Raw genomic sequence first — 24170 nt, forward strand, 5'->3', positions numbered from 1 at the left:
AGTCGGACGGCCACCCCCCGTCCTCGCTGATCGCACAGAATCGGGCCGCACCCCGTGAGGGGATGGCCCGATCAGTGCATGAGTGGCGAGGCCTCAGTCCGTCGTCACCCGCGAGGCGTAGGCCGGGTCATCCGTCACCGAGTTGAGGGCCTTCTCCAGGCGCTGCGGGGTCACGATGCCGTCGCGAGCCAGGACCCGGTAGGTTTGGTCGGCCTCGTGCGTGAGCATGTTCGTCACCGTAAAGCCGTTGCGCTCGTAGAACGCCAGGCGGCGCACGCGCTGCTGGTAGTTCCCGGCTTCGCGCACGACCGGCTCGATTTCGAGCAGCTGCGGCACATCCCCGTGGCGCTCGCGGAAGTGGGTGAGGATGCGCGAACCGTAGCCGGCGCTGCGCGTGCGTCCATCGACGGCGAGGAAACCAAGGTAGAACAGGTCATGAAAGGCGAAGGAGAAGGTCAGGGCGACCACGTTGTCCGCCCCGGTCTCGCCGGCGGGCAGCGAGTCGTCAACCCACGCGACGAAGGAGACCTCGTCCAGCTCGGCGCTCTCCAGCAGCTCGGGAAGGGGGATCTGCTCCTCGGGCGGGAAGGAACGCTCGTAGATTTCCTGGACTTTGTCGGTGATTGGCCCTTCGCTCGGCACCGGAATCTGGGTGAGGTCGGTCATGGGAACAGTCTACCCGCTCGGCCGTGTGCCTCCGGGAAGCCTCCCGAGGAACGAGGCCGGGGCTGGGTTTTGGGGACCGTGATGTGATGCGGGAGATATGAGTTCAGGGGTTCATCAGGGGCCGATCAGGGGTCGCTCAGTGACCATCGGCGCTCAGGTGCGCCGTTCGCTCGCCTAAACTTGTAGGAGTTTCAACAGCAAATGTGAGGACGACGCGTGCTAGAGCTCAAGGAGATCATCAAGGCCTACCAGACCGCCAACCTGGTGCAGGTGGCGCTCAACAAGGTCTCCGTCGCGTTCCGCGACAACGAGTTCGTCGCCGTTTTGGGCCAGTCGGGCTCCGGCAAGACGACGATGCTCAACGTCATCGGAGGCCTCGACCGCTTCCAGAGCGGCGACCTCGTCATCGACGGCATCTCCACGAAGGACTACAAGGCCCGCGACTGGGACGCCTACCGCAACAACCGCATCGGCTTCGTCTTCCAGGCCTACAACCTGATCCCGCACCAGAGTGTCCTGGCCAACGTCGAGCTGGCCCTGACCCTGTCGGGCGTCTCGCGCTCCGAGCGTCGCAAGCGCGCCCTCGACGCCCTGACTCGCGTGGGCCTCGCCGAACACGTCCACAAGAAGCCCTCGCAGATGTCGGGCGGCCAGATGCAGCGCGTCGCCATCGCGCGCGCCCTCATCAACGACCCCGAAATCCTGCTGGCCGACGAGCCCACCGGCGCCCTCGACTCCAAGACGAGCGTGCAGGTCATGGACCTGCTGCGCGACGTGGCCCGCGACCGCCTCGTCATCATGGTCACGCACAACCCCGATCTGGCCCACCAGTACGCCACCCGCATCGTTGAGCTGGCCGACGGCTCCATCGTCGCCGACTCCGACCCCTTCGTGCCCGCCGCGCAGGACCGCCGCGAGGCCAAGCCGGCGCGCCGCACCTCCATGGGCTTCCTCACCGCCCTGTCCCTGTCCTTCAACAACCTGATGACGAAGAAGGGCCGCACCCTCATGACCTCTTTCGCGGGGTCCATCGGCATCATCGGCATCGCTGCCATCCTGGCCCTGGCCAACGGCACGAACGCTTACATCGCGCGCACCGAGGAAGAGACACTCGGCTCCTACCCGCTGACCATTCAAAAAACAGGCGTCGACATGACCGCCGCCCTGTCCGTCTCCGCGTCGGACTCGGCAAAGGCGAAAACCGCGCCTGACGGGAAAGTGGGCGTGTCCGACATGCGCACCTTCGCGGACACCATCCGCGACGCGAAGACCAACGACCTGGCCTCCCTCAAGGTCTTCCTGGACAACAACGGCGGCGGCATCGAGACGATGACCAACGCCATCGAATACGACTACGACGTGATCCCCCAGATCTACCAGTCCGACACCTCCAAGACGACCGTGCAGGTCAGCCCCGACCAGTCCATGAAGCAGATGGAGGCGGGCTTCGGATCGGGGGCATTCTCCTCGATGATGGTCACCAACCCCTTCTACCAGATGCCCGCCACGACCTCGCTGTACACCTCCGCGTACACCGTGGTCGCGGGAAACTGGCCCACGGGCGCGAACCAAGTGGTCCTGGTGCTCGACGAGGACGGCAACATCCCCAACCTCTTCGAATACACGCTGGGTCTCAAAGACCACAAGGAATTCGACGACCTCATGCGCAAGTACTACCAGGGCGCCCTCGGTGGTAATTCCCAGTCGGGCGCGCAGTCCGGGACAACCAACGACGCTACCTACGATTACTCGACGATCCTGGGCACGACCTTCCGCCGCGTCAACGCCTTCGACAAGTACACGTGGGACGACACATACAAGGTGTGGACCGACCGCTCCTCCGACGCGGACTACATGAAGAAGCTCGTCGACGGCGGCCAGGAACTGACCATCGCCGGTATCGTCAAACCCAACTCCGACAAGGGCGGCGCCCTGCGTCAGGGCATCGCTTACACGCCCGCCCTGACCTACCAGATGATCGAGGAAGCCGCGGCCAGTCCCATCGTCAAGGCCCAGCGCGCCAAGCCCGACGTCGACGTCTTCACCGGGAAGACCTTCAAGGAACTGGCCGATAACCAGAAGAGCCAGTCCGGTGGCTTCGACATGTCCTCCCTGTTCACCGTCGATGAGTCCAAGCTCTCCGCCGCCTTCCAGATCGACCCGAGCAAGCTCCAAATGGACCTGTCCGGCATGGACTTTAGCGGTCTCGACCTGTCCGGCATGGACTTTAGTGGCCTCGACATGTCGGGCCTGGACCTGTCCAACATCGACCTGTCTGCCCTGAGCGCGCAGTCGGGCATGCAGTCGGGCATGTCCTTCGACCTGTCCACCCTCGACCTCGGGGAACTCAGTAAGGACCTGCCCCAGCTCGCTAACGTCGACTTCCAGACGATCATCCGCTCGGCCCTGGCCGACGGGGCCGTCAAGGAAGGGGCCGCCGACTACCTGAGCACCCAGGCCAGCCAGATCGCCCAGGGCTTCCAGGAATACGCCCAGAAGCAGATCGAGGAAGGCGGGACGACCGACTTCGCGACCCTGGCCTCGTCCTACTTCTCCCAGCCAGAGGTGATGGAACAGCTACGAGCGGCGGTCTCCTCCGACCAGGTCGTGGACGCCGACAAGCTCGCCGCCAACCTCACCAAGGCCCTCGGCAACGACCCGGCGCTCGCCCAGATCGGCACCGACGTGTCCACCCAGGTCATGAACGCCATCTCCGCGCAGATCGCCGCCCAGCTGGGCACCACCCTCACGCAGGGGGTGAGCGCCGTCATCGGCCAGGTCATGCAGGAAGCCATGACGAACGCGATGACCTCGATGATGACGCAGCTCTCCGACGCCATCGGCCAGCAGATGAACACGGTCATGACCCAGTTCGCGACCAACATGTCCAGCGCCTTCTCGATTGACCCCAACGCCTTCGCCGAGGCGTTTCAATCCAACGTGGACGAGAAGTCTCTCGCCGCCCTCATGGCGACCATGTTCTCCACGAACGTCCCCACGCTCGAGACGAACCTGCGCACCCTGGGATGGGCGGACATTGCCTCGCCCTCCAACATCTCGATCTACCCGCGTTCCTTCGCCGACAAGGACAAGGTGAAGGACGTCCTGGACACCTACAACAAGGACAACGAGGCGGCGGGAGCCACCGATAAGGTCATCACCTACTCCGACGTCATGGGCACCCTCATGAGCTCGGTGACCAAGATCGTCGACATCATCTCCTGGCTCCTCATCGCCTTCGTGTCGATCTCGCTCGTGGTCTCCTCGATCATGATTGCGATCATCACCTACATCTCCGTGCTCGAACGCCGCAAGGAGATCGGCATCCTGCGCTCGATCGGCGCCTCCAAGGGCGACGTGTCCCGCGTCTTCAACGCCGAAACCGTTATCGAGGGCTTCCTCGCGGGCGCGATTGGCGTGGGCGTGACCTACGGCTTGTGCGCGATAGCAAACGGCATCGCCTACTCCTCCTTCAACGTGGAGAACATCGCGCAGCTCTCGCCGCTCACCGCGCTGACCCTGGTCGCGGTGTCCGTCGGCCTGACGGTCATCGCCGGCATCATCCCGGCCGCCCGTGCCTCGAGGCAGGACCCCGTCGAGGCGCTGCGATCGGAGTGAGCGGAGACGGCCTCGACCCTTCGGGGACGAGGCCGTAGCCTCGCCACGGGGCGCGCGCAGCTGCGCTAACCTGGGGGTACGCCCACTCTTATACGCCACGAGGAAAGAGGAACCATGCCCACTCCCGACAAGCTCACCACCGACGCCGCCGTCGCCATCATGCTGGCCGACGGCTTCGAAGAGGTCGAAGCCCTGGCCGTCGCCGACGTCCTGTACCGCGCCGGCGTGCGCTCCGACCTGATCTCCGTCACCGACGCGCGCCACGTCACCAGCTCTCACGGCATCCGCGTCGTCGCCGACCTCATGCTCGAGGACGTGGACCTGTCGACCTACGCGCTGCTGTTCCTGCCCGGCGGTCTGCCCGGCACGACGAACCTGAAGGCCACGCCCGCCATTCAGGCCGAGGTCCTGCGCCGCGCGGACGCGCGCGAGCCGATCGCCGCCATCTGTGCCGCGCCCTCGATCCTGGCCGAGCTGGGCGTCCTCGACGGCCGCCACGCGACCGCGAACCCCGCCTTCATTCAGGCCATCGCCGCCGGCGGCGCGATCGCACACGAGAACCCCGTCGTCGTCGACGAATTCATCACGACGAGCCGCGGCGCCGGGACCGCCCTGGAGCTCGGCCTCGAGATCGTGCGCCAGCTGCTGGGCGACGACGAAGTCGAGGAGATCTCCCGCGGCGTCGTCCTCACCCGCTGACCCCCCATCCGTCTTTCCGAGAGGACACCCGTCCCGCATGAGCCCGCGCAAGCCTCGTCCCTGGCCCGACACCCCCGTGCCTCTGGCCGCGCCCGTCGTCGACAATCACACGCACCTGCCCACCCACGCCGGAGAGATCCCCCGGCGTGAAGGCGTGGCGCTGAGCCTGGACGAGCAGCTGGACCGCGCCCGCGAGGTCGGCGTCACCGCCCTCGTGTCGAGCGCCTGCGAACTGCCGGACTTCGACCCGATGATCGAGATCGCGAGGGCCCGCGAGGGCGTGCGTGTCGCGCTGGCCATCCACCCCAACGAGGCGGCGCTGCACGCAGGCTGCGCCGAGCCCTCGCCCGACGGCCTCACCCCGCGCGTGCTCGAGCACCACGTGCCCCTCGACGAGGCGCTCGCCGCAGTCGAGGGGCGCCTGGGCGACCCGATGGTCGTCGCGGTGGGGGAGAGCGGCCTGGACTACTTCCGCACCGCCGAACCGGGGCGCCAGGCTCAGAAGGAGTCCTTCCGCGCGCACATCGAGATGGCCGACCGCGCGGACCTGCCCCTCCAAATTCACGACCGCGAGGCCCACGAAGACACCCTCACGATCCTGGGCGAGTGCGCCAGCGCGGATCAGCGGATCGTGTTCCACTGCTACTCTGGGGACGCCGCCATGGCCGAGCGCCTGGCCGAGCGCGGGTGGTACGCCTCCTTCGCTGGGCCCATCACCTACCCGGCGAACGAGGAGCTGCGCGCCGCCCTGGCTGTGCTTCCCCGCGAGCTGGTGCTCGTCGAGACGGATGCCCCCTACCTGACGCCCGTCCCGTGGCGCGGCTGCCCCAACGCCTCCTACGTCATGGCCCACACCGTGCGTTTCATCGCGCAGCTGTGGGACGTCAGCGAGGCGGCGGCGTGCGACCAGCTACGAGCGAACACGCAGGCGGTCTACGGCTCCTGGTGGTGAAACCCCCGCGGTGTCATGACCAGCGGAAACATGTCTATTGACGAGGCTGGGGAGGGTCGTCGGGGCTCGCGCGGCCTCGCGTGAATTGCATCAAAGTGCTCGCGAAACGGTAACAAATTGGTTACGGTTGGAGTGTCAGTCCGGCTCCGGACGCCCGAGCGAGACAATGCGCCGCCGCGAGAGGCAGTGCGCGCAACGAGGGCGACGAAGGCGGAAACTACAAGGTTTGGAGCCCCGTGAGCGTTAAACCCTCCCGCACAACCGTCATCTCTGTCGCCGCTGCGACGGCCGTCCTCGTGGCAGGCACCGCCGCCGCCGGCATCGCAACCTCCTACCGCCACGTCACCGTCGAGGTTGACGGCGTGACCCACGACGTGTCCGGCTTCTTCACGACCGCCGGTGACGCCCTGAGCACCGCGGGCGTGAGCGTGGGCGCCCACGACCTCGTCGCCCCCGCCTCCGACCAGTCCGTCGCCAACGGCGACACCGTCGTCGTGCGCACCGCCACCGAATACGACGTGACCGTCGATGGAAACCAGACCACCGCGTGGTCCACGGCCTCGTCGATCTCGGGCGTCCTGTCCGCCCTGCCCGCCTCCTCCGCGACCATGGCGGCCGACCGCTCCTACACCCGCGCCGAAATGCCCCTGGCCGAACACGGCGAAACCATCCACGTCGTCGCCGACGGGACCACCACCGACGTGGTCGCATCCGCCTCCGAGGGTGCGAGCGCCATCCTCGACAAGGCCGGGGTCAGCGCAGGACCCATCGACCGCGTGACCCTGGAAAGCAACGGCGGCGAGACGACGCTGCGCGTGGCGCGCGTCGTGCGCGGCACAGTCACCACGACGACCGAAATCCCCTACGAGACCGAAGAACGCGAGGACGCCGAGGCCGAGCAGGGCACCGAGAAGACCGTGCAGGAAGGCGTGGCCGGCTCCGAAGTGACCGAGGCCTACCAGGAGACCATCGACGGTAACGTGACCGTCTCCGCCGTCCTGTCCACGACCCGCACGGAGCCCACGACTCGCATCGTGTCCAAGGGCACCAAGGAGAAGAAGGCTGAAGAGGCGAAGACCTCCACCGACTCCTCCTCGTCCTCGTCTTCCTCCTCTGCCGGTTCCTCCTCCTCGTCCGGTTCCGCAGGCTCGGCAGCCATCTCCGGCGACGACGCGGCCATTTGGGCGGCCATCGCCCAGTGCGAGTCCGGCGGCAACCCGTCGATCAATACCGGCAACGGCTACTACGGCATGTACCAGTTCTCCCTGCCGACCTGGCGCTCCGTGGGAGGCTCGGGCCTGCCCTCCGACGCCTCGGCCGAGGAGCAGACCATGCGTGCGCGCATGCTCCAGCAGCGCGCGGGCTGGGGCCAGTGGGGCTGCGCCTACCAGCTCGGCCTCGTCTAACGTGACATTACCCCCGGAGGCGCTGCTGTCGTAGCGTCCGCCGGGGCCGTCACGCTAAGCTGACCAGCAGTACCCATATCGAGTATCTGGGAGTATCGTGAGCCACCACCTGAGCACTTCGCTGAGCGCCTCCGCGGCCAGCGCCCTGCACGTCCTGGGCGGACATGTGCGTGCTTTCGCGCCCTCTCCGCGCGTCGTTCTGGGCGTGGCGGCCCTCGCCTCGGCCGGCGTCCTCGGCATCGCCGGAGTCGGCGTCGCCTCCTCGCACACGACCGTCATGCTCGAAGTGAACGGCGTGTCTCGCCCCGTCACCGCGTGGGGCAACACCGTCGGCGACGCGCTCGCCGTGGCGGGCGTGAGTGTCGGCAGCTCCGACCTGATTCAGCCGGGCATCGGCGACGTTGTGCGCGAGGGCGACACCATCGTCGTGCGCACCTCGAAGGCCTACACGGTGACCGTCGACGGCCAGACGCGCACCCTGTGGACCACCGCCGCCTCCGCCGACTCCATCCTCGCCGACGCCGCGCCGCTCGGTTCCACGGTCACCCTGGCCGCCGACCGCTCCTCGTCGCGCGACGAGCTGACCCCGCTCGTGTCTCGCGCCCGCAACGTCATCGTCAACGTCGATGGCACCACGCGCGAAGTCGCGGTCCGGCCGGGCCAGGACGCGCGCGCCATCCTCGAGGCCGCCGGCGTCTCGGTCCATCCGCTCGACCGCGTGACCATCGCGAACGACGAGACCGGAGAACTTTCGATCAACGTCAGCCGCGTGACCCGAGGCCAGGCCACAGAAACCGTGGAGATTCCCTTCAGCGAAACGACGACCACCAGCTCCGACCTGTTCGTCGGTGAATCCCAGGTGACGACGACCGGCGTCAACGGCGTCACCACCTGGACGGTGTGGCAGGAAAAGAACGGCGACGAGGTCCTCACCTCCGTGCCGATCACCGAACACTCCACCTCTCAGCCCGTGACCCAGGTCCGCGCCGAGGGGACGAAGGAGGCCACCCCGGCCGCGCTCGTCGCTGCGGGCATCGACCCGAAGGCCACCCTCGAGGAGAAGACCGAGGCCGACGGAACGACGTCCGTGCGTTACCGCGCCAAGCTCGGCACGCTCTCCACGAAGGAAGAGATCGCCGTGATCGCCGCCGACACCAAGAACGCCGATGCGGCGACCCAGGCCGCGGCCGCGCAGGCTGCCGCCGATGCTGGCGCCGTTCCCACGAACTACTCGGGTGAGGACCCGCGCTCCCTGGCCAAGCCCCTCGTCGCGGCTCAGGGCTGGAGCGACAGCGAGTACCAGTGCCTGGTTCTCCTGTGGAACCGCGAGTCCCAGTGGAACCCCTACGCCGAAAACGCTTCCTCGGGCGCCTATGGCATCCCGCAGGCGTTGCCGGGTTCGAAGATGGCGTCCGCTGGCGCCGACTGGCGCACCAACCCCGTCACCCAGATCAACTGGGGTATCGGCTACATCAAGGGCCGTTACGGCACGCCCTGCTCCGCGTGGGCGCACTCCAACGCGGCGGGCTGGTACTAAGCCTGAGAGCTTGCGAGGGCCGGGTCTGACAACGCGTGTTGTCGGGCCCGGCCTTTTTTGCGTCTGCGGGTGGGCTGGCGCGCGCGTACAGGTGTGCTGGTGTGGAGGCGGTGCTCAGTGCGCACTGGTGTGGAGGCGGCTCTCAGTGCGCGCTGGTGTGCTGGCTCTCAGTGCGCGCTCATCCGGATAGGTAACGAACATCTGGATAGGTTATGAGCATCCGGATAGCTTATTAACCTATCCGGATGTGGCTAACCTATCCGGAAGCGTGCAATCTATCCGGATGCGCAGCCTGGCCTGGCTTGGCGCGGTGCTGGGGCCTCATGCGTCGCCCTGGCTTGGCGTGGTGCCCGGTCCTGGTCGGATTCGATGCCTGGGCTGAGCTTGGCGCGGCGCCCGGTCCTGGCTGTGTGGGTTGGGTGGGCCGTGGGGTGCGCATCTCGGCGCGTGCGTAGGTGGATGGGTGTGAGTATCCGGATAGGTAACGAACATCTGGATAGGTTATGAGCATCCGGATAGCTTATTAACCTATCCGGATGTGGCTAACCTATCCGGAAGCGTGCAACCTATCCGGATGCGTTGTTCCTATCCGCGCGGGGCGGCCAGCGTCATCTGTCGAGCGGGATGAGGAGGCATTCCTGTCCTGTTCCTTACCGTTCTCAATTTCGCACGTAATTCCCTCGCGACTGTTTCAAGATTTGAAATCGTATCTTTGAAATCATGCGGTTTTGTGGCATTGCTAGAATCTGACCAGATTAAATTACGTGCGACATTGTTGAGGAACGTCAGATGTTGGCGGAGTCGGCGATGGGTCGGGCCTGGCGTGCTGTTCTTGGCGAGCAGGCCAGCAAGTATGAGGTGCGCGTCGTTCTGCCGCCTCCTCCCGCTCAGTGACGCTTCGAGCCTCACAGATGGCCGGGCCTCACAGCGCCGCCCAGCCCCGGCCTCGTCGGCCCCGTGCACTAGACTTGCCAGCGTGAGCCGATCCTCCCAACGAAACCAACGCGACACGCGCCGTCGCCTCGACCCGACCCTGCCCGAGGGCGCCGTCCCCTCCGAGACGGGCCTGCTCGGCCCCCTCGAAGTGAAGGCCATCTCCGAGGCGCTCGGCATCCGCCCCACGAAGGTGCTGGGCCAGAACTTCGTGCACGACGCGGGCACGGTGCGCAAGATCGTCGCCGCCGGCGGCGTCGTGGAAGGTGACGAGGTCGTCGAGGTCGGCCCCGGCCTCGGTTCCCTGACCCTGGCACTCTTGGAAGTTGGCGCGCGCGTGAGGGCTGTCGAGATCGACCCGCCCCTGGCCGCCGCCCTGCCCGAGACTGTGCGCGCCCGCATGAGCGAGGCCGCCGACCGCTTCCACGTCGTGACCATGGACGCCACCGAAATCAGCGGCGTCGATGACTTCGGCGTGGACTGGCCCGCCCCCACGAAGCTTGTCGCAAACCTGCCGTACAACGTGGCCGTGCCGGTTCTGCTCAACATGCTCGAGGCCTTCCCCTCCATCCAGGGTGTCGTCGTCATGGTCCAAGCCGAGGTCGCGGACCGCCTCGCCGCAGGCCCCGGATCGCGCACATACGGCGTGCCCTCCGTCAAGGCCTCCTGGTACGGCTCGGTTGAGCGCGCTGGGACGATCGGCCGCTCCGTGTTCTGGCCCGTGCCCGGCGTCGATAGTGCCCTCGTGCGCCTCACGCGCTTGGAGAGCCCGCGCGGCGACGACGAGCTACGCCGCGCCACCTTCGAGGTCACCGACATGGCCTTCGGCCAGCGCCGCAAGACCCTGCGCGCGGCACTCAAGAACTGGGCGGGCGGCCCCGAGGCCTCCGAGGCCCTCCTGACCGCTGCCGGCATCGACCCGACGCGCCGCGGCGAAACCCTCTCGATCGACGAGTTCGTTGAGCTGGGACGCGCCGTCATCGACGCCCGAGGCCGTGGCACCCTCGCGCCCTCGACCGCGGCCCGCTGACGGCCGGTAGGAACCCGCTAGGAAGAAGGAATCGCATGCGTGAAGTGCGCGCCAGTGCGCCCGGCAAAGTGAACCTCACCCTGCGCGTGGGTGCGCCCACGCCCGACGGCTACCACCCGCTGGTCACGGTCTTCGAGGCCCTGGACCTGCGCGAGACCGTTACCGTGCGCACCTCCAAGACGCCGGGCGTGCGCGTCGAGACGGTCGCCTACCTGCCCGATGGTAGCGTCGACGAGGCCACGACCCGCGCGATGGCGGACCTGGACCCGCAGGCCCACCTGGCGGTGCGCGCCGCACGCGTCCTCCAGCGCCTCGCCGCCGCGGGCCCCTGGGCGTCCACCGCCGCGGGACTGAGCATCCGCGTCGACAAGCGCGTCCCCGTCGCCGGCGGCATGGCCGGTGGGTCCGCCGACGCGGCCGCCGCCCTGGTGGCCTGCAACGAGCTGTGGCAGCTGGGCCTGGGCGCCGAGCAGCTTGAGGCGATCGGCCGTTCGCTGGGCGCCGACGTGCCCGCCTGCCTGGCGGGCGGCATCGCCCTGGGAACCGGGCGCGGCGACCACATGAGTGTCTTGTGCGAGGGGGACGAGGCCGGGGCGCAGCACCACTGGGTGATGCTCCTCGCCCACGAGGGTTTGTCCACTCCGTCGGTGTTCCGAGAGTTCGACCGTCTCGACGCAGAGCATGCGCCCGCCCTGGCCGAGCCGACGCCTGAGGAAGTCGCCGCCCTGTGCGCGGGACCCGAAGAACTGCGCCACTGCCTCGTGAATGACTTGCAGGCGCCCGCACTGCGCCTGCGCCCCGAGCTGGCCGAGACTATCGCCGCCGCGCGCCACGCGGGAGCCCTGGCGGTCACGCTGTCTGGGTCCGGCCCGACCGTCGCAGCCCTCGCGCGCGACGCCGAGCATGCCCGCTCCCTCGCGGATGCCCTGAGCGCCGCGCCCACGGTCGCGCGCGCGATCCCCACCCACGGGCCCGCGCGCGGCGCCCGCATCGAATCGACGGAGGCCATCTGATGGCGCACCTGCTCGGAACACAGAACGTCGGTGCCCTCGCCGGGTCGCGTAAGCTCCTCGAAGGGGTCACGGTCGGCCTCGACGACGGCAGCCGCGTCGGCATCCTCGGCCCCAACGGCGCGGGAAAGTCTACGCTCCTGCGCATCGTCGCCGGAACCCAGGAGCCCGACGGGGGAGTGGTGACTCGCCGCGACGGCGTGCGCGTCGCTGTCCTGACCCAGGCGGACACTCTCAACCCCGAGGACACGGTCGTCGAGGCCGTGCACCCCGGCTTGGAGGAGTACGAGTGGGCCTCCGACCCGGCCGTGCGCGATATCCACGCCGGCCTCCTCGCCGACATCGACCCCGCGGCCCTCGTCGGCACCCTGTCGGGTGGACAGCGCCGCCGCGTTGCGCTCGCCCGCGTGCTCGCGGCCGCCGCCGACATCGTGTGCCTGGACGAGCCCACCAACCATCTTGACGTCGAGGGCGTGGCCTGGCTGGCTGCGCACCTGAACGCCCGCTTTGCCCGCCCCGGGGCGTCCGGCGCGCTCCTGGCGGTCACCCACGACCGCTGGTTCCTCGACGCCGTGTGCGAGCACATCTGGGAGGTTGTCCCCGGCGTCGACCCGGGCGGCGACCGGCCGCAGATCGCCGGGCACGTCGAAATCTACGACGGCTCTTACGCCGCCTACACGCTGGCGCGCGCCGAGCGCGTGCGCCAGGCGGACGTGGCTGCCGCCAAGCGCGCGAACCTGCTGACCAAGGAGCTCGCGTGGCTGCGCCGAGGTGCCCCGGCCCGCACCTCGAAGCCGAAGTTCCACATCGCCGCCGCCGAGGCCCTCATCGCCGACGTGCCGCCCCCGCGCGACACCGTCGAGCTGGTCAAGATGGCGACCGCGCGCCTGGGCAAGGACGTCATCGACCTCGAGGACGTGTCCGTGTCCTTCACGCGCCCCGACGGCTCGCGCCTGGATATCCTGCAGGGCGTCACCTGGCGCCTGGCCCCAGCCGAGCGCGTCGGCATCGTGGGCGTCAATGGTGCCGGCAAGACGACGATCCTGAACCTGCTGCGCGGCGACCTCGAGCCCACGTCGGGGCGCGTCAAGCGCGGCAAGACCGTCCAGGTCGCCACCCTCTCACAGGACACGCACGAGCTCGACGCCCTGGCCGACATGCGCGTCGTTGAGGCCGTCGCCGACGTCGCTCAGAGTGTCGTCGTGGACGGCAAGGAGGTGAGCGCCTCGCAGATGACGGAGCGCATGGGGTTCACGCGCGCCCGAGCCTACACGCGCATCGGCGAGATCTCGGGTGGCGAGCGCCGACGCCTCCAACTCATGCGCCTGCTCATGAGCCAGCCGAACGTGCTGCTCCTCGACGAGCCCACGAACGACCTGGACACCGACACGCTGGCGTCCATGGAGGATCTGCTCGACACGTTCCCGGGTACCCTCGTCGTCGTCTCCCACGACCGCTACCTCCTTGAGCGCGTCACCGACCACCAGGTGGCCCTCCTCGGTGACGGACAGGTCCGGGCGCTGCCCGGGGGCGTCGAGCAGTACCTGCAGATGCGCGCCTCCGGCGACGTCGTGGCTTTTGCGTCATCTTCTCGCACCGACGAGGCCGGCTCAGCCTCCCGCTCTGCCGTGTCCTCCGCGCGCGCTTCCTCGGGTGAGGAAGGCGCGGGGCAGGGGAGCACTCGCGGCGGCGTGAGCGATGCGGCGGCGCGGCGCGCGGCCAAAAAGGAAGTGGCCCGCATTGAACGTAAGCTGGAGCGCCTGCGCGCCGAGGCCTCGTCCCTGGAGTCTCGGTTGGAGTCGTTGTCTATCAAGGTGGCGACGGACCCCTCGGCGGTGTCCGAGCTGACGAAGGCTTCGGCGGCCCACCAGGAAGTCCTGGCCGAAATGGACGAGTTGGAGGAGGCCTGGCTCGAGGCAGCCGATTTGCTTGAGTGAGCGAGGCTGTGAGTGGTGGCTGACGGCAGCAATCACCCCAAGCGCAGCAATCGCCGACGCGCCGTCGCCTCATGCGCAATCCCTGCCAGCGCATCGGAATCTCACAATCATATTTACAGTGCAAATATTGGGCTGCGGCTTATTCCCTACAATTGCACGGTTCTTGACTGAGAAAATTTCTGAGCAACTCTTTGACAGTGGTCAGATTCCGCTACAATATGCCCGGGTTCCTTCCAACAAGCGGAACCTAGGAGCGAAGCAGCGCAGTGAGCGTGCTTCAGGGCATGAAAAGAGGCTGGAGAGTTACATGAAACGCGGACCATTTATCGCCGGAGCAGGCCTGCTCGGCGTCATCGCGCTGGTGCCCGCACTGGTCCCCAGTGCGGTCGCGGCCGACGAGCAGTACGGCGCGACCGTCCCCTACACGCGATACGAGGCCGAGGAGGCGAGCCGTTCCGACGGGACGACGCTCGAGCGCTCCGACGACCTCGAATCGACGGCCATCGAGGCCTCGGGCCAGTCCTACGTGGCCCTGAATGACCAGAACTCCTCCGTGGACTTCACGGCGAGCACCGCGGCCAACGCCCTCGACCTGCGCTTCACCCTGCCGGATCACACCTCCGGTCGTGTCGACGTGCGCGTCAACAACGAGACGGTCGCGACCCTCGACCTCTCCTCCGAGGCTGCCTGGCAGTACGTCGGCGGCGACCACGTGTACGACGAGCCGGGAGAGGGCACGAAGGCGCGCTTCCGTTTCGACGAGGTCCACACCCTCCTTGACCGCCAGGTCCAGAAGGATGATCATATTCAGATCGTCAAGGTCGGTGACGATCAGAACGCCTACGGCATCGACTTCATCGAGCTCGAGCAGGCCTCGCCCGCCATCGCGCGCCCTGAAGGCGCTGTGAGCGTGGCCGACTATCAGGGAGCCAAGCCCGATGACGGCGTCGACGACTCCGACGCGCTCATCTGGGCGATGAACCAGGCGGCGGCCACCTCCAAGACCGTCTACATTCCCGCAGGCACGTGGGAGTTCGGCCGCAAGATCGGCCTGGACCACTCCGACCTGACGATCCAGGGCGCGGGCATGTGGCACACCAACGTGCGCTTCACCTCCGATCAGGCTGGCGGCGGCGGCTTCGTCTTCAACCGCGGCGTGGGCGGCGTGACCATGACCGACTTCTACATGTCCTCGAACCTGAAGTCTCGCCTTGATGAGAAGGCGCAGTACAAGGGCTTTGCCGGTTCCGCAGGTGCGAACACCCGCGTCGCCAACGTGTGGGTCGAGCACTTCGAGTGCGGCTTCTGGATGGGCGACTACGTGGACGCCAGCCAGATGACCTACACCGACGGCATGGTCATTGAGAACTCGCGTATCCGCAACAACTTCGCGGACGGCGTCAACTTCGCGCAGGGCACGGCGAACTCCACGGTCCGTAACTCTTCGGTGCGCGGTAACGGCGACGACGGCCTGGCCTCGTGGTCGAGTATCGACAAGTCCACCAACAGCCAGGCGCGCGTCGCCGAGCACAACTCTTTTGTGGGTAACACTGTTGAGCTGGGTTGGCGTGCCTCCGCCATCGGTCTCTTCGGCGGCAAGTCCCACGTCATCAAGGACAACCTCATCGTCAACAACTTCTCCGGCGCGGGCATTCGCCTGAACACTGTGTTCGACGGTCACAACTTCGATCTCAATACGGATGGCGGCATTTCGATCACGCACAACAAGCTCGTGCGCTCCGGCACCACGAACGACTTCTACGGAAACACGCGCGGCGCCATCGACTTCCAGGAAGTGAAGGGCGAGATTCGTAACGTCACCGTCTCGGACAACCTCATCGTGCGTCCCTATGCCGAGGAGATCCGCGCGGACTTCGGCCTGGGTCAGGATGCCCTGTCCGCTCGCGGCATCACGCTGCGCGACAACAAGCGTGACGACGAGGCCATGGACACCGCGCAGGCGAAGGTTGTTAACTACGTGCTCGTGGGCGACCAGGTGGTGCGCACTGTCCCCGAGACGGAGAACTACAGCCTGTACTGGTACCAGCGCGACGAGCGTGGCGCTGATGGCACGATCAACCGCTACTGGGTTTCCAAGGCGGACGGCGTGGCCATCACGCCCGACATGGAGTATTCCGTCGAGGGCGGCAAGCGCGTCTACAACGTGACGCTCGGTGACCTGCCACAGTACCTGCCGACGTCGACCGACTTCTCCGGCTCCTACGACTACGTTGCCGATCTGGAGCGCTCGCAGCCTGCTGATGACGGCACGACGATCGTGATCCGTTTCTGGTCGGCGAAGTGATCGCTTCCTGACTGTCGGCTCTGGTCCACAATCGCCCGCGCCGCCTCGGTGGCGCGGGCGAGGCGCGTCTGGACCTGTGACGAGGCTGTGGGGGCTGGGGGCGTAGGGCAGTCGCGGCCTCCCCACGGTTCGTTCTGCGGCCTCGTCCTCCGGTTCGTCGTGCTGGCCGGAGCGTCCTACAATGGGGCCGATTCATTGACCAAGGAGGGCCCCGTGTCAGTCCCGGATGTTCCAAACGTTCACGCCCCTGGTTTCCGTGATACCGGTACCATCCGCTTCATGCCGGACAGCGAGACGGTGCTTGCGCGCATGGAGCGCTCGACGGTCGAGGTCTTCACGTCTCTCGCCGACTATGTCGAGGCATATGGCCCCTACGTCGATCGTCTGGGCTACCCGACGGGTAAGTACTTCTGGCGGATTCCGCTCGAGCGTGAACCCCAGCTGTACTACTTCGAGGAGCGCGCGCAGGATATTTTTGCGTTGAGGGACCCGATCTACGAGTATGAGATCACGAACCTGCCGCCGGGCTTTTGTATCCGAACGGGCATCAATGTTCCCCAGTTTGACTTGCGTGGCGGTGCCCGTCAGGTGCAGTTCCTGGCCGGGCAGACGCCCCTGACGGCGCTGGAGTGCCTGGAGTTGGGGATCCTTGCGGGAAAGGTGGTGCGCTGATGTGGGCCCAGCCTGAACTTATGGACTTCGCGATGCGCTCGGGAGCACAGGTGCGTCTGCGTGACGGCGATGGCCTGGCGCTCACGTGGGACTGCGGCCGCAGCTGGCGGCACGTGTGGCAGACGCACGGGAGCCACCCGCAGTCCTTTTACGGCGAGAGCGAATACGCCGAGGAGCGGTGGCCTCACTTGGTCAGCGACGACCGCGACCTCATGCTCCGGTGGGCGATCGTGCGCATCGGCGGCGAGGCGCGGCGCCGTATGGAATGGGACCCCATCGTCATTCCCTCCAAGGTGGAGGGAGTCGATGAGCGCTGGGGTGTGGAGCAGGTAGGAGCGATCATGGGACGCCTGACGATGGACGGCGTCCCCCTGCCCATGAGCATGCGCACGATTTTCCCCAATTGCTATCAGCTCAACCAGCTGTCTCATGTCGCCCACATGGACGTCGACGACCTGGTCGCGGCCTATCGCGATCCCTCGGGCGGCGAGCTCCTGGGGCACTGGGTGGGCTGAGCGTCGAGGCTGGAGCGGGTGCGTCGCTGCCGCCCGTGGGTGGATGAGCCTCGATCAGGATAGGCCTGCCATACCGGTACAGTGCAGGCTCACCTACCCGAATTACGCAACATAATCGCCTCATTTATTTACGTAATTAGTGATGGTAAAAGCGCGAAAATATCTCCCCGAATGCTCGTGCTAAGCATTGGAATCTCAACGAAAACGCGCTTCGTTTGCGCATGTTGCGAAAAGGCGTATCACTGGAGTCAACAGCGCGGCCAACCCGGTCGCGACCGGCTATCAAGAGGCCCCACGGGGCCACGTTGAAAGGACACTCCAATGGCAGATATGCCCCGCATCCTCGACTGCTCCGTCACCGACTGCTCCTACAACAAGGAGAAGAGCTGCGGAGCCGCCGCTATCACCGTCGGCTACTCCTCCTCCTGCACGACCTTCATCCCGCTGACCGTCAAGGGCGGCCTCGCCAAGGCCGAAACCTTCGTCGGCGCCTGCCAGAAGGCCGATTGCGCCCACAACAACGCGCTTGAGTGCACCGCCGCCTCCATCTCGGTTGGCGCGGGCACCGCGGACTGCCTCTCCTACGAGGCGCGCTGAGTCTTACTCGCTGACGAGGCCGTGGCTGGGATTACCCGCCACGGCCTCGTCGTATGGAGCGTGCGGAAAACTCAGCGTCCTTCGCCTGAGCGCACCCGCAGCGTGGGGTGGGGGCGCAGGCCGCGCTGGCCATTCCAAATGAGGTTGACGACGTGGGCGGCGACCTCGTCCTTCTTCATGCGTCGATCATCCAGCCACCACTGCCCGACCTGAGCGATGAGACCGACGAGCATCTGCGCGTACAGGGGAGACCAGGTGGTGTCGAAATCGGAGCGCTTGAATTGCTCGGCGATGATGTGCTCGACGCTGGTCGCCACGTCGCCCATGACGGAGGAGAAGGAACCCGCCGTGCGATCCGAGGGGGCGTCGCGCACCAGCACACGGAAGCCGTCCGTGTTGCGCTCAATGTAATCCAGCAGGCCCAGGGTCGCATTCTCCAGGATGAGGCGCGGGCGCTCCGACGACTCCAGGGAGGACTGCAGCGACGTGATGAGCGCCTGCACCTCGCGGTCGACGATCACCGCGTACAGGCCCTCCTTGCCGCCGAAATGCTCGTAGATGACGGGCTTGGAAACCTTCGCGCGGGTGGCGATCTCCTCGACGCTGGTCGCCCCGAAACCCTTCTCGGCGAACAGGGAACGCCCCACGCTCACCAACTGCTCGCGGCGCGCGAAGCCGCTCATGCGTGTCCTCTTCTCAGCCATGCTCCCAGTATCACACGGGACGAGGCCCGGGCGGGGTGGGCGTTCACCTTCGCGATCGCGTGCGGCGCGTTTGAAAGCGTGCGCGGGGTCCGGGTATCATCACTGTGGACGCATTCCGCCTTGGTGTAACGGCAGCACAGAGGTTTTTGGTGCCTTTAGTCTAGGTTCGAATCCTAGGGGCGGAGCGATCGGAGCCATCTCGGGCCCGTTAACCCCTGAGGAGGAACATGTCTCGTCCCGCCGCCGTCATCGTCCTGGCCGCCGGTCAGGGAACGCGCATGAAATCAGCCCTCCCGAAAGTCGTGCACCCCCTCGCCGGCCTGTCCATGATCGGGCACGCGCTGCGGGCCGCCCAGGGCCTCGACCCTGAGAACCTGGTCGCCGTCGTGCGTCACCAGCGCGAGGTCGTCGCCGCCGAGATCGCGCGCGTCAGCCCGAACGCGATCATCGCCGACCAGGATGAGATCCCCGGCACGGGCCGTGCCGTCCAGTGTGGCCTCGCGGCCCTCGACCAGGCCGTCGCCCCCGCTCCCGGCACCATCGTCGTCACCTACGGGGACGTCCCCCTCCTCTCCACGGACACCCTGGCCGACCTGGTCGCCACCCACGAGGGCGCGGGCCACGCCGTCACCGTCCTGACCTCGCGCGTCGAAGACCCCACCGGCTACGGACGCATCATCCGCGACGCCTCCGGCACGGTCACCGCCATCGTCGAGCAGCGCGACGCGACCCCCGAGCAGGCGGCCATCAACGAGATCAACGCGGGCATCTACGCCTTCGATGCGGATTTCCTGCGCGCCTCCCTGGCGTCGCTCGGTACCGACAATGATCAGGGCGAGGTCTACCTGACCGACGTCCTCGCGGCCGCGGCACCCGCCGGACGCACCGCCGGAGCCCTCGAGCTCACCGACCACTGGCAGAGCGCCGGTGCGAACGACCGTGTCCAACTCGCCGAGCTGGGCGCCGAACTCAACCGACGCATCTGCGTCGAGCTCATGCGCTCGGGCGTGACCATCGTCGATCCGGCCTCCACCTGGGTCGATGTCGACGTTTCGGTCGGCGCGGACACCACCATCTACCCCGGCACCTGTCTGCGGGGTACCACCACCGTTGGGGCCGACTGTGAAATCGGTCCTAACGCCACGCTGATTGATGCGGAAATCGGGGACCGCAGTGTGGTCCCCGCCGCGTGGGTCGGTCAGGGCTGCGTTGCAGCCGATACGATGGTTACGCCATACGCCACCATCGGCACACTGATCGCGGCGCCTCGCGCCTGATCCAACACAAGGAGAGACAACCGCATGAGCGGACTGGTGACCACCGGAGAGAAGAATCTCGTCCTCGTTTCTGGACGAGCTCACATGGACCTGGCTCACGCCGTGGGCGAGGAAATCGGATGTGGGGTCTCGCCGGTGACGGCCTACGACTTCGCCTCCGGCGAGATTTACGTGCGCTTCAACGAGTCTGTTCGCGGCGCCGACGTGTTCGTCCTGCAGTCCATCGCGGGCGACATCAACAAGTGGCTCATGGAGCAGCTCATCATGATTGACGCTGCCAAGCGCGCTTCCGCGAAGCGCATCACCGTGGTCGCCCCCTTCTACCCCTACTCGCGCCAGGATAAGAAGCACCAGGGCCGCGAGCCCATCTCCGCCCGCCTCATGGCTGACCTGTACCGCACCGCCGGCGCCGACCGCATCATGAGCGTCGACCTGCACGCCTCGCAGGAGCAGGGCTTCTTCGATGGCCCCGTCGATCACCTCTTCGCCATGCCGGTCCTCGTGGACTACGTGCGCGGCCGCGTCGACCTGTCCAACACGGCGGTCGTCTCTCCGGACGCCGGCCGTATCCGCGTCGCCGAGAAGTGGTCGAAGAAGCTGGGTGGCGCGCCCCTGGCCTTCGTCCACAAGACCCGCGACACGACCCGCCCGAACGTGGCCGTCGCCAACCGCGTCGTCGGCGAGGTTGCCGGTAAGGAATGCGTCCTGGTGGACGACATGATCGACACCGCCGGAACGATCACCGAGGCGATCAACGTCCTCAACAATGCCGGCGCCAAGAAGGTCATCGTCGTCGCCACGCACGGCATCCTCTCCGACCCCGCCGCGAAGCGCCTCTCCGAATCCGGCGCGGCCGAGGTCGTCGTCACCGACACGCTGCCGATTCCCGCCGAGAAGCGCTTCGAGCAGCTCACCGTCCTCTCGATCGCGCCGCTCCTGGCTCGCGCGATCCACGAGGTCTTCGAAGACGGTTCGGTCACATCCCTGTTCAACTGACCTTCTCCCGCTTCACATCCGCCCTCGCCGTAAGGTACCCTGTTGGGGTTGCTCCGGCGAGGGCGGATCCGTATCCGCCGTTATCGACAGGGCCTGAATCGAGATGCCTCGCGTTTCCTTCACTCTGCCGACACCGACGCCGGACCTGAGAAACGAAGGATAGACACATGAGCGACAACCCCGTCCTGCTTGCTGAAGAGCGCACCGAGTTCGGCAAGGGCTCCGCGCGCCGCGCCCGTCGCGCCGGCAAGGTCCCCACGGTCCTCTACGGTCACGGCGCCGAGCCCCGTCACCTGGACGTTCCCGGCCACGACCTCTTCCTCATCGTCCGCGGCAACAAGAACGCGCTCGTTGAGCTGAAGATCGGGGGCAAGACCCAGCTCGCCCTCGTCAAGGACGTTCAGGTTCACCCCGTGCGCCGCGACATCCTGCACGCCGACTTCCTGGCCGTCAAGGCCGGCGAGAAGGTTGACGTTGAGGTCCCCGTCGTCGTCGTCGGCGAGCCCGTGCCCGGCACCGTCCACTCCGTCGAGGAGTTCACCATCCTGGTGAAGGCCCCCGCCACCTCCATCCCCGAGCACGTTGAGGTCTCTATCGAGGGTGTCGAGGCCGGTACCGCCCTGCACGTCTCCGACCTGTCGCTGCCCGCCGGCGTTGAGGTCGAGCTCGACCCCGAGACGGTCGTCGTCTCCGTCCAGGAGGCCGCCGCTGAAGAGGCCGAGGAAGCCGCCGAAGAGGCTCCCGCCGAGGCCGACGCCGAGTGACACTCGCGTAGCATACGCTTCCCACGAGGGGGCGAGGCTGATGCCTCGCCCCCTCGTCGTATCTGAGATACTGGGGGCATGAGTGACCTCCACGTGATCATCCCCGCCGGCGGAGCCGGCACCCGCCTGTGGCCGCTCTCGCGCCGCCACCGTCCCAAGTTCCTCCTCGACCTGGCTGGCACGGGCCGCACCCTCCTGCAGGGGACGGTGGACCGTCTGGAGGAGACTGCCTCGTCGGTGACGATCGTGACGGGGCGCGCCCACCGCGACGGCGTCCTCGACCAGCTGCCCGAGTTCGCCTCCTCCGACGAGCGCACGCTCCTCATCGAGCCCTCCGGGCGCGACTCCATGGCCGCGATCGGCCTGGCGGCCTACGTGGTGCGAGAGCGCTTCGGCGACGACGCCATCGTCGGTTCCTTCGCCGCCGACCACCTGATCGCCCGCCCCGAGCTGCTGCGCGAGGCTGTCGCCACCGCGATCGACGCCGCCCGCGACGGCTACGTCGTCACGATCGGGCTGACGCCCACCGAGGCCTCGACCGCCTACGGGTACATCGCGCCCGGTCCCGCGCTGGGCGGGGACCATGCCGAGGGTTCGGCCGCCCGCCGCGTCGCCCGCCGCGTCGCCGAGTTCGTCGAGAAGCCGGACGCTCAGACCGCGGCGCGTTACGTGTCTCAGGGCTACCTGTGGAACGCCGGAATGTTCATCATGTCCGCGGGGGTCCTGGCCTCGCACCTGGCCCGCCTCATGCCCGACCTGCACGCCCGCCTGGAGACGATCGCGCGCGCGTGGGGCACCGATTCCTTCGAGCGAACCCTCGAGGAGAACTGGCCGCACCTGACCAAGATCGCCATCGACCACGCCATCGCTGAGCCCGTGGCCGCTGACGGGGGAGTGGCCGTCATCCCCGCCGATGCGCAGATCGGGTGGACGGATCTGGGCGACTTCGAGGCGCTCACGAGCATTGCGGCGGCAGCGGGTCGACTCGGCGAGGCGATCCGCGTGGAATCCGACGGCGCTGCCGTCTACGACGCCGAAGACGGCCCCCTCGTCGCTCTCGTCGGCGTGCCCGACGTCGCGGTCGCCCTCACCGCCGACGCCGTCCTCGTCACGCGACTCGACCGCGCCCAATCCGTGAAGGCCGTCGTCGATACGCTGGCTGAGCGCGGACGCTCCGACCTGCTCTGATGCGACGGCGCCAGCGGCGCGGGGCTGCCCCCACTGCGGGTGTCCCGCGCCGCTTCCGCGTTGCCGCTATCAGGTGAGGTGCGCCGCCCCGCCCGTCCTGACCGGGTGTGCGGCTGGTACCGTGATGGGCAGAACGACGACCCGACGAAAGGCATCAGACGTGAACAAGCGGACCATTGCCGCCGTTGTCGCCACGGCCACCGCGGCCGCCCTGGTGACGAGCGCATGCTCTCAGACGCCCTCCGCCACCCCCGCCGCGACCGCGAAGGTCTGCGCCGCCACATCGGACGCCCACCCGGACCCCGCCACCGACCCCGTCGCCACCGCCCTCGCCGGCGCCGCCGACAGGGCCTCCATCGCCTACGAGTCCGCGTCCGGTGAGGGGGCTCCTGCCTCGCTCGTGGCCTCCGGCTGCACGCTGATCGTGGGCACGGACTCGACCATGGCCTCGTCCATCTCCGAGACGGCGCGCGCCAACTCGGCGGTGCGATTCGCGCTCGTGGGCGCCTCCTTCACGGACGCGAAGGGCGCGCGCGTCTCCCTCAAGAACGGGTCCATCGTCGACGTTGACGCCTCCCAGGCCGCCTACCTGGCCGGGTACGCCTCCGCTGGCATGACGACGACGGGCACGCTCGCCGTCATCGGCGGCACCGCCGACAACGTGACGAGCTCGCAGATGGACGCCTTCGCGCAGGGCGTCGACTCCTACAACCTCGCTAACGGGACGTCGATCAGCGTGCTCGGGTGGAATAACGTCACCAACCAGGGCACCTTCGCGGACAGCGCCGAGCAGGTGCAGTCCCTCGCCGCCGACTTCATCTCCCAGGGCGCGGACATCATCGTGCCCCTCGCGGGCGAGAACAACGTCGGGGCCGCTCGAGCTGTCACCGCGGCCGCCAACCCGTTGGTGCGCCTCGTTTGGTCGGGCCTGACGAAGGCCGACCTCAAGGGGCTCACCCGCGACGAGGCTGAGTCCACTGACGAGGTCATGTCCGGCCAGTCCGGCGCCCAGTCGGGTGCTCCGGCCGCCCAGCAGGTCGACACCCAGTCCTTCGCGGACGCGTTCAGCTACATTCAGATCGCCGACGACGTGCGCGCCGGAATCGGGGCGCCCGTCCTGACCGGCATCGTCGTCGACTACTCTGCGGCGATGGACACCCTCATCGCCGAGGCCACCGCGGGCTCCCCGGCCTCGACCGTGCCCGTGTCGCTCGCGTCCGGCGGCGTGATCCTCACCGGCTTCGGGGCCTACACGCCGATGCTGTCCTCCGAGCTCAAGCTGGGCCTGTCCGACATGGCCGGGCAGATCGAGACCGGCGGCTTGGTGATCTCCACGCCCTTCGACGTGTGACCAGACGCAACAG

At 67.4% G+C, this 24170-nt stretch carries 19 protein-coding genes and 1 tRNA gene; 18 read left to right on the plus strand and 2 right to left on the minus strand.

Features of this window, described 5'->3' with window-relative positions:
- Positions 1–93: 93 nt before the first annotated feature.
- Entirely contained in the window at positions 94–666 is a 573-nt protein-coding gene (locus QU663_RS02615) for a GNAT family N-acetyltransferase (RefSeq protein WP_021611441.1), read from the minus strand.
- Between the two features lie 216 nt (positions 667–882).
- Between QU663_RS02615 and QU663_RS02620 the strand changes: the two genes are divergently transcribed.
- From QU663_RS02620 to QU663_RS02675, 12 genes are all read left to right on the plus strand, one after another.
- Positions 883–4284: an ATP-binding cassette domain-containing protein gene (locus QU663_RS02620; RefSeq protein WP_021611440.1), complete on the plus strand. Its 3402-nt coding sequence runs from the start codon at positions 883–885 to the stop codon at positions 4282–4284.
- A gap of 114 nt (positions 4285–4398) precedes the next feature.
- Entirely contained in the window at positions 4399–4983 is a 585-nt protein-coding gene (locus QU663_RS02625) for a DJ-1 family glyoxalase III (protein ID WP_021611439.1), read from the plus strand.
- A 37-nt stretch (positions 4984–5020) separates the two neighbouring features.
- Positions 5021–5935 carry a TatD family hydrolase gene (locus QU663_RS02630; protein ID WP_021611438.1) on the plus strand — a complete coding sequence of 305 codons (915 nt, stop codon included), beginning with the start codon at positions 5021–5023 and terminating at the stop codon, positions 5933–5935.
- 236 nt (positions 5936–6171) lie between these two features.
- Positions 6172–7341 (plus strand): resuscitation-promoting factor, encoded by a 1170-nt coding sequence (locus QU663_RS02635; protein WP_021611436.1) that lies wholly within the window; start codon positions 6172–6174, stop codon positions 7339–7341.
- Between the two features lie 97 nt (positions 7342–7438).
- Positions 7439–8878 carry a ubiquitin-like domain-containing protein gene (locus QU663_RS02640; RefSeq protein ID WP_021611435.1) on the plus strand — a complete coding sequence of 480 codons (1440 nt, stop codon included), beginning with the start codon at positions 7439–7441 and terminating at the stop codon, positions 8876–8878.
- A gap of 976 nt (positions 8879–9854) precedes the next feature.
- Complete coding sequence (rsmA, locus tag QU663_RS02645; RefSeq protein WP_021611434.1) at positions 9855–10841, plus strand: 16S rRNA (adenine(1518)-N(6)/adenine(1519)-N(6))-dimethyltransferase RsmA; 987 nt, start codon at positions 9855–9857, stop codon at positions 10839–10841.
- A gap of 35 nt (positions 10842–10876) precedes the next feature.
- A complete protein-coding gene (locus tag QU663_RS02650) occupies positions 10877–11854 on the plus strand; it encodes a 4-(cytidine 5'-diphospho)-2-C-methyl-D-erythritol kinase (protein ID WP_304990662.1) in 978 nt (325 codons plus the stop codon).
- Entirely contained in the window at positions 11854–13788 is a 1935-nt protein-coding gene (locus QU663_RS02655; protein WP_021611968.1) for an ABC-F family ATP-binding cassette domain-containing protein, read from the plus strand. The genes QU663_RS02650 and QU663_RS02655 overlap by 1 nt, the downstream gene beginning before the upstream one ends.
- A gap of 307 nt (positions 13789–14095) precedes the next feature.
- On the plus strand, positions 14096–16093 hold the full coding sequence (locus QU663_RS02660; protein WP_021611966.1) for a glycosyl hydrolase family 28-related protein: 1998 nt from the start codon (positions 14096–14098) through the stop codon (positions 16091–16093).
- Positions 16094–16372: 279 nt separating this feature from the next.
- A complete protein-coding gene (locus QU663_RS02665; protein ID WP_021611965.1) occupies positions 16373–16765 on the plus strand; it encodes a hypothetical protein in 393 nt (130 codons plus the stop codon).
- A gap of 20 nt (positions 16766–16785) precedes the next feature.
- The gene (locus QU663_RS02670; RefSeq protein WP_232210934.1) at positions 16786–17280 is read left to right on the plus strand and encodes a hypothetical protein; all 495 of its coding nucleotides are present in this window, start codon (positions 16786–16788) and stop codon (positions 17278–17280) included.
- A gap of 321 nt (positions 17281–17601) precedes the next feature.
- The gene (locus QU663_RS02675) at positions 17602–17877 is read left to right on the plus strand and encodes a DUF1540 domain-containing protein (protein ID WP_021611963.1); all 276 of its coding nucleotides are present in this window, start codon (positions 17602–17604) and stop codon (positions 17875–17877) included.
- A gap of 71 nt (positions 17878–17948) precedes the next feature.
- Here the strand turns inward: QU663_RS02675 and QU663_RS02680 are convergent, their stop codons facing one another.
- Positions 17949–18581: a TetR/AcrR family transcriptional regulator gene (locus QU663_RS02680; protein ID WP_021611962.1), complete on the minus strand. Its 633-nt coding sequence runs from the start codon at positions 18579–18581 to the stop codon at positions 17949–17951.
- Positions 18582–18695: 114 nt separating this feature from the next.
- Here QU663_RS02680 and QU663_RS02685 point away from each other — a divergent pair.
- From QU663_RS02685 to QU663_RS02710, 6 genes are all read left to right on the plus strand, one after another.
- A tRNA-Gln gene (locus QU663_RS02685) sits at positions 18696–18766 on the plus strand.
- A gap of 42 nt (positions 18767–18808) precedes the next feature.
- Entirely contained in the window at positions 18809–19858 is a 1050-nt protein-coding gene (locus QU663_RS02690) for a bifunctional N-acetylglucosamine-1-phosphate uridyltransferase/glucosamine-1-phosphate acetyltransferase (RefSeq protein WP_021611961.1), read from the plus strand.
- 24 nt (positions 19859–19882) lie between these two features.
- Entirely contained in the window at positions 19883–20854 is a 972-nt protein-coding gene (locus tag QU663_RS02695; protein ID WP_021611960.1) for a ribose-phosphate diphosphokinase, read from the plus strand.
- A 167-nt stretch (positions 20855–21021) separates the two neighbouring features.
- Positions 21022–21618, plus strand: a complete 597-nt coding sequence (locus tag QU663_RS02700) for a 50S ribosomal protein L25/general stress protein Ctc (protein ID WP_021611958.1) — start codon at positions 21022–21024, stop codon at positions 21616–21618.
- Positions 21619–21696: 78 nt separating this feature from the next.
- Positions 21697–22806: a mannose-1-phosphate guanylyltransferase gene (locus QU663_RS02705; RefSeq protein WP_021611957.1), complete on the plus strand. Its 1110-nt coding sequence runs from the start codon at positions 21697–21699 to the stop codon at positions 22804–22806.
- A 160-nt stretch (positions 22807–22966) separates the two neighbouring features.
- Positions 22967–24157 (plus strand): BMP family ABC transporter substrate-binding protein, encoded by a 1191-nt coding sequence (locus QU663_RS02710; protein WP_021611956.1) that lies wholly within the window; start codon positions 22967–22969, stop codon positions 24155–24157.
- Positions 24158–24170 lie beyond the last annotated feature (13 nt).

This window comes from Schaalia sp. HMT-172 (assembly GCF_030644365.1).
Taxonomy (GTDB): Bacteria; Actinomycetota; Actinomycetes; order Actinomycetales; family Actinomycetaceae; genus Pauljensenia.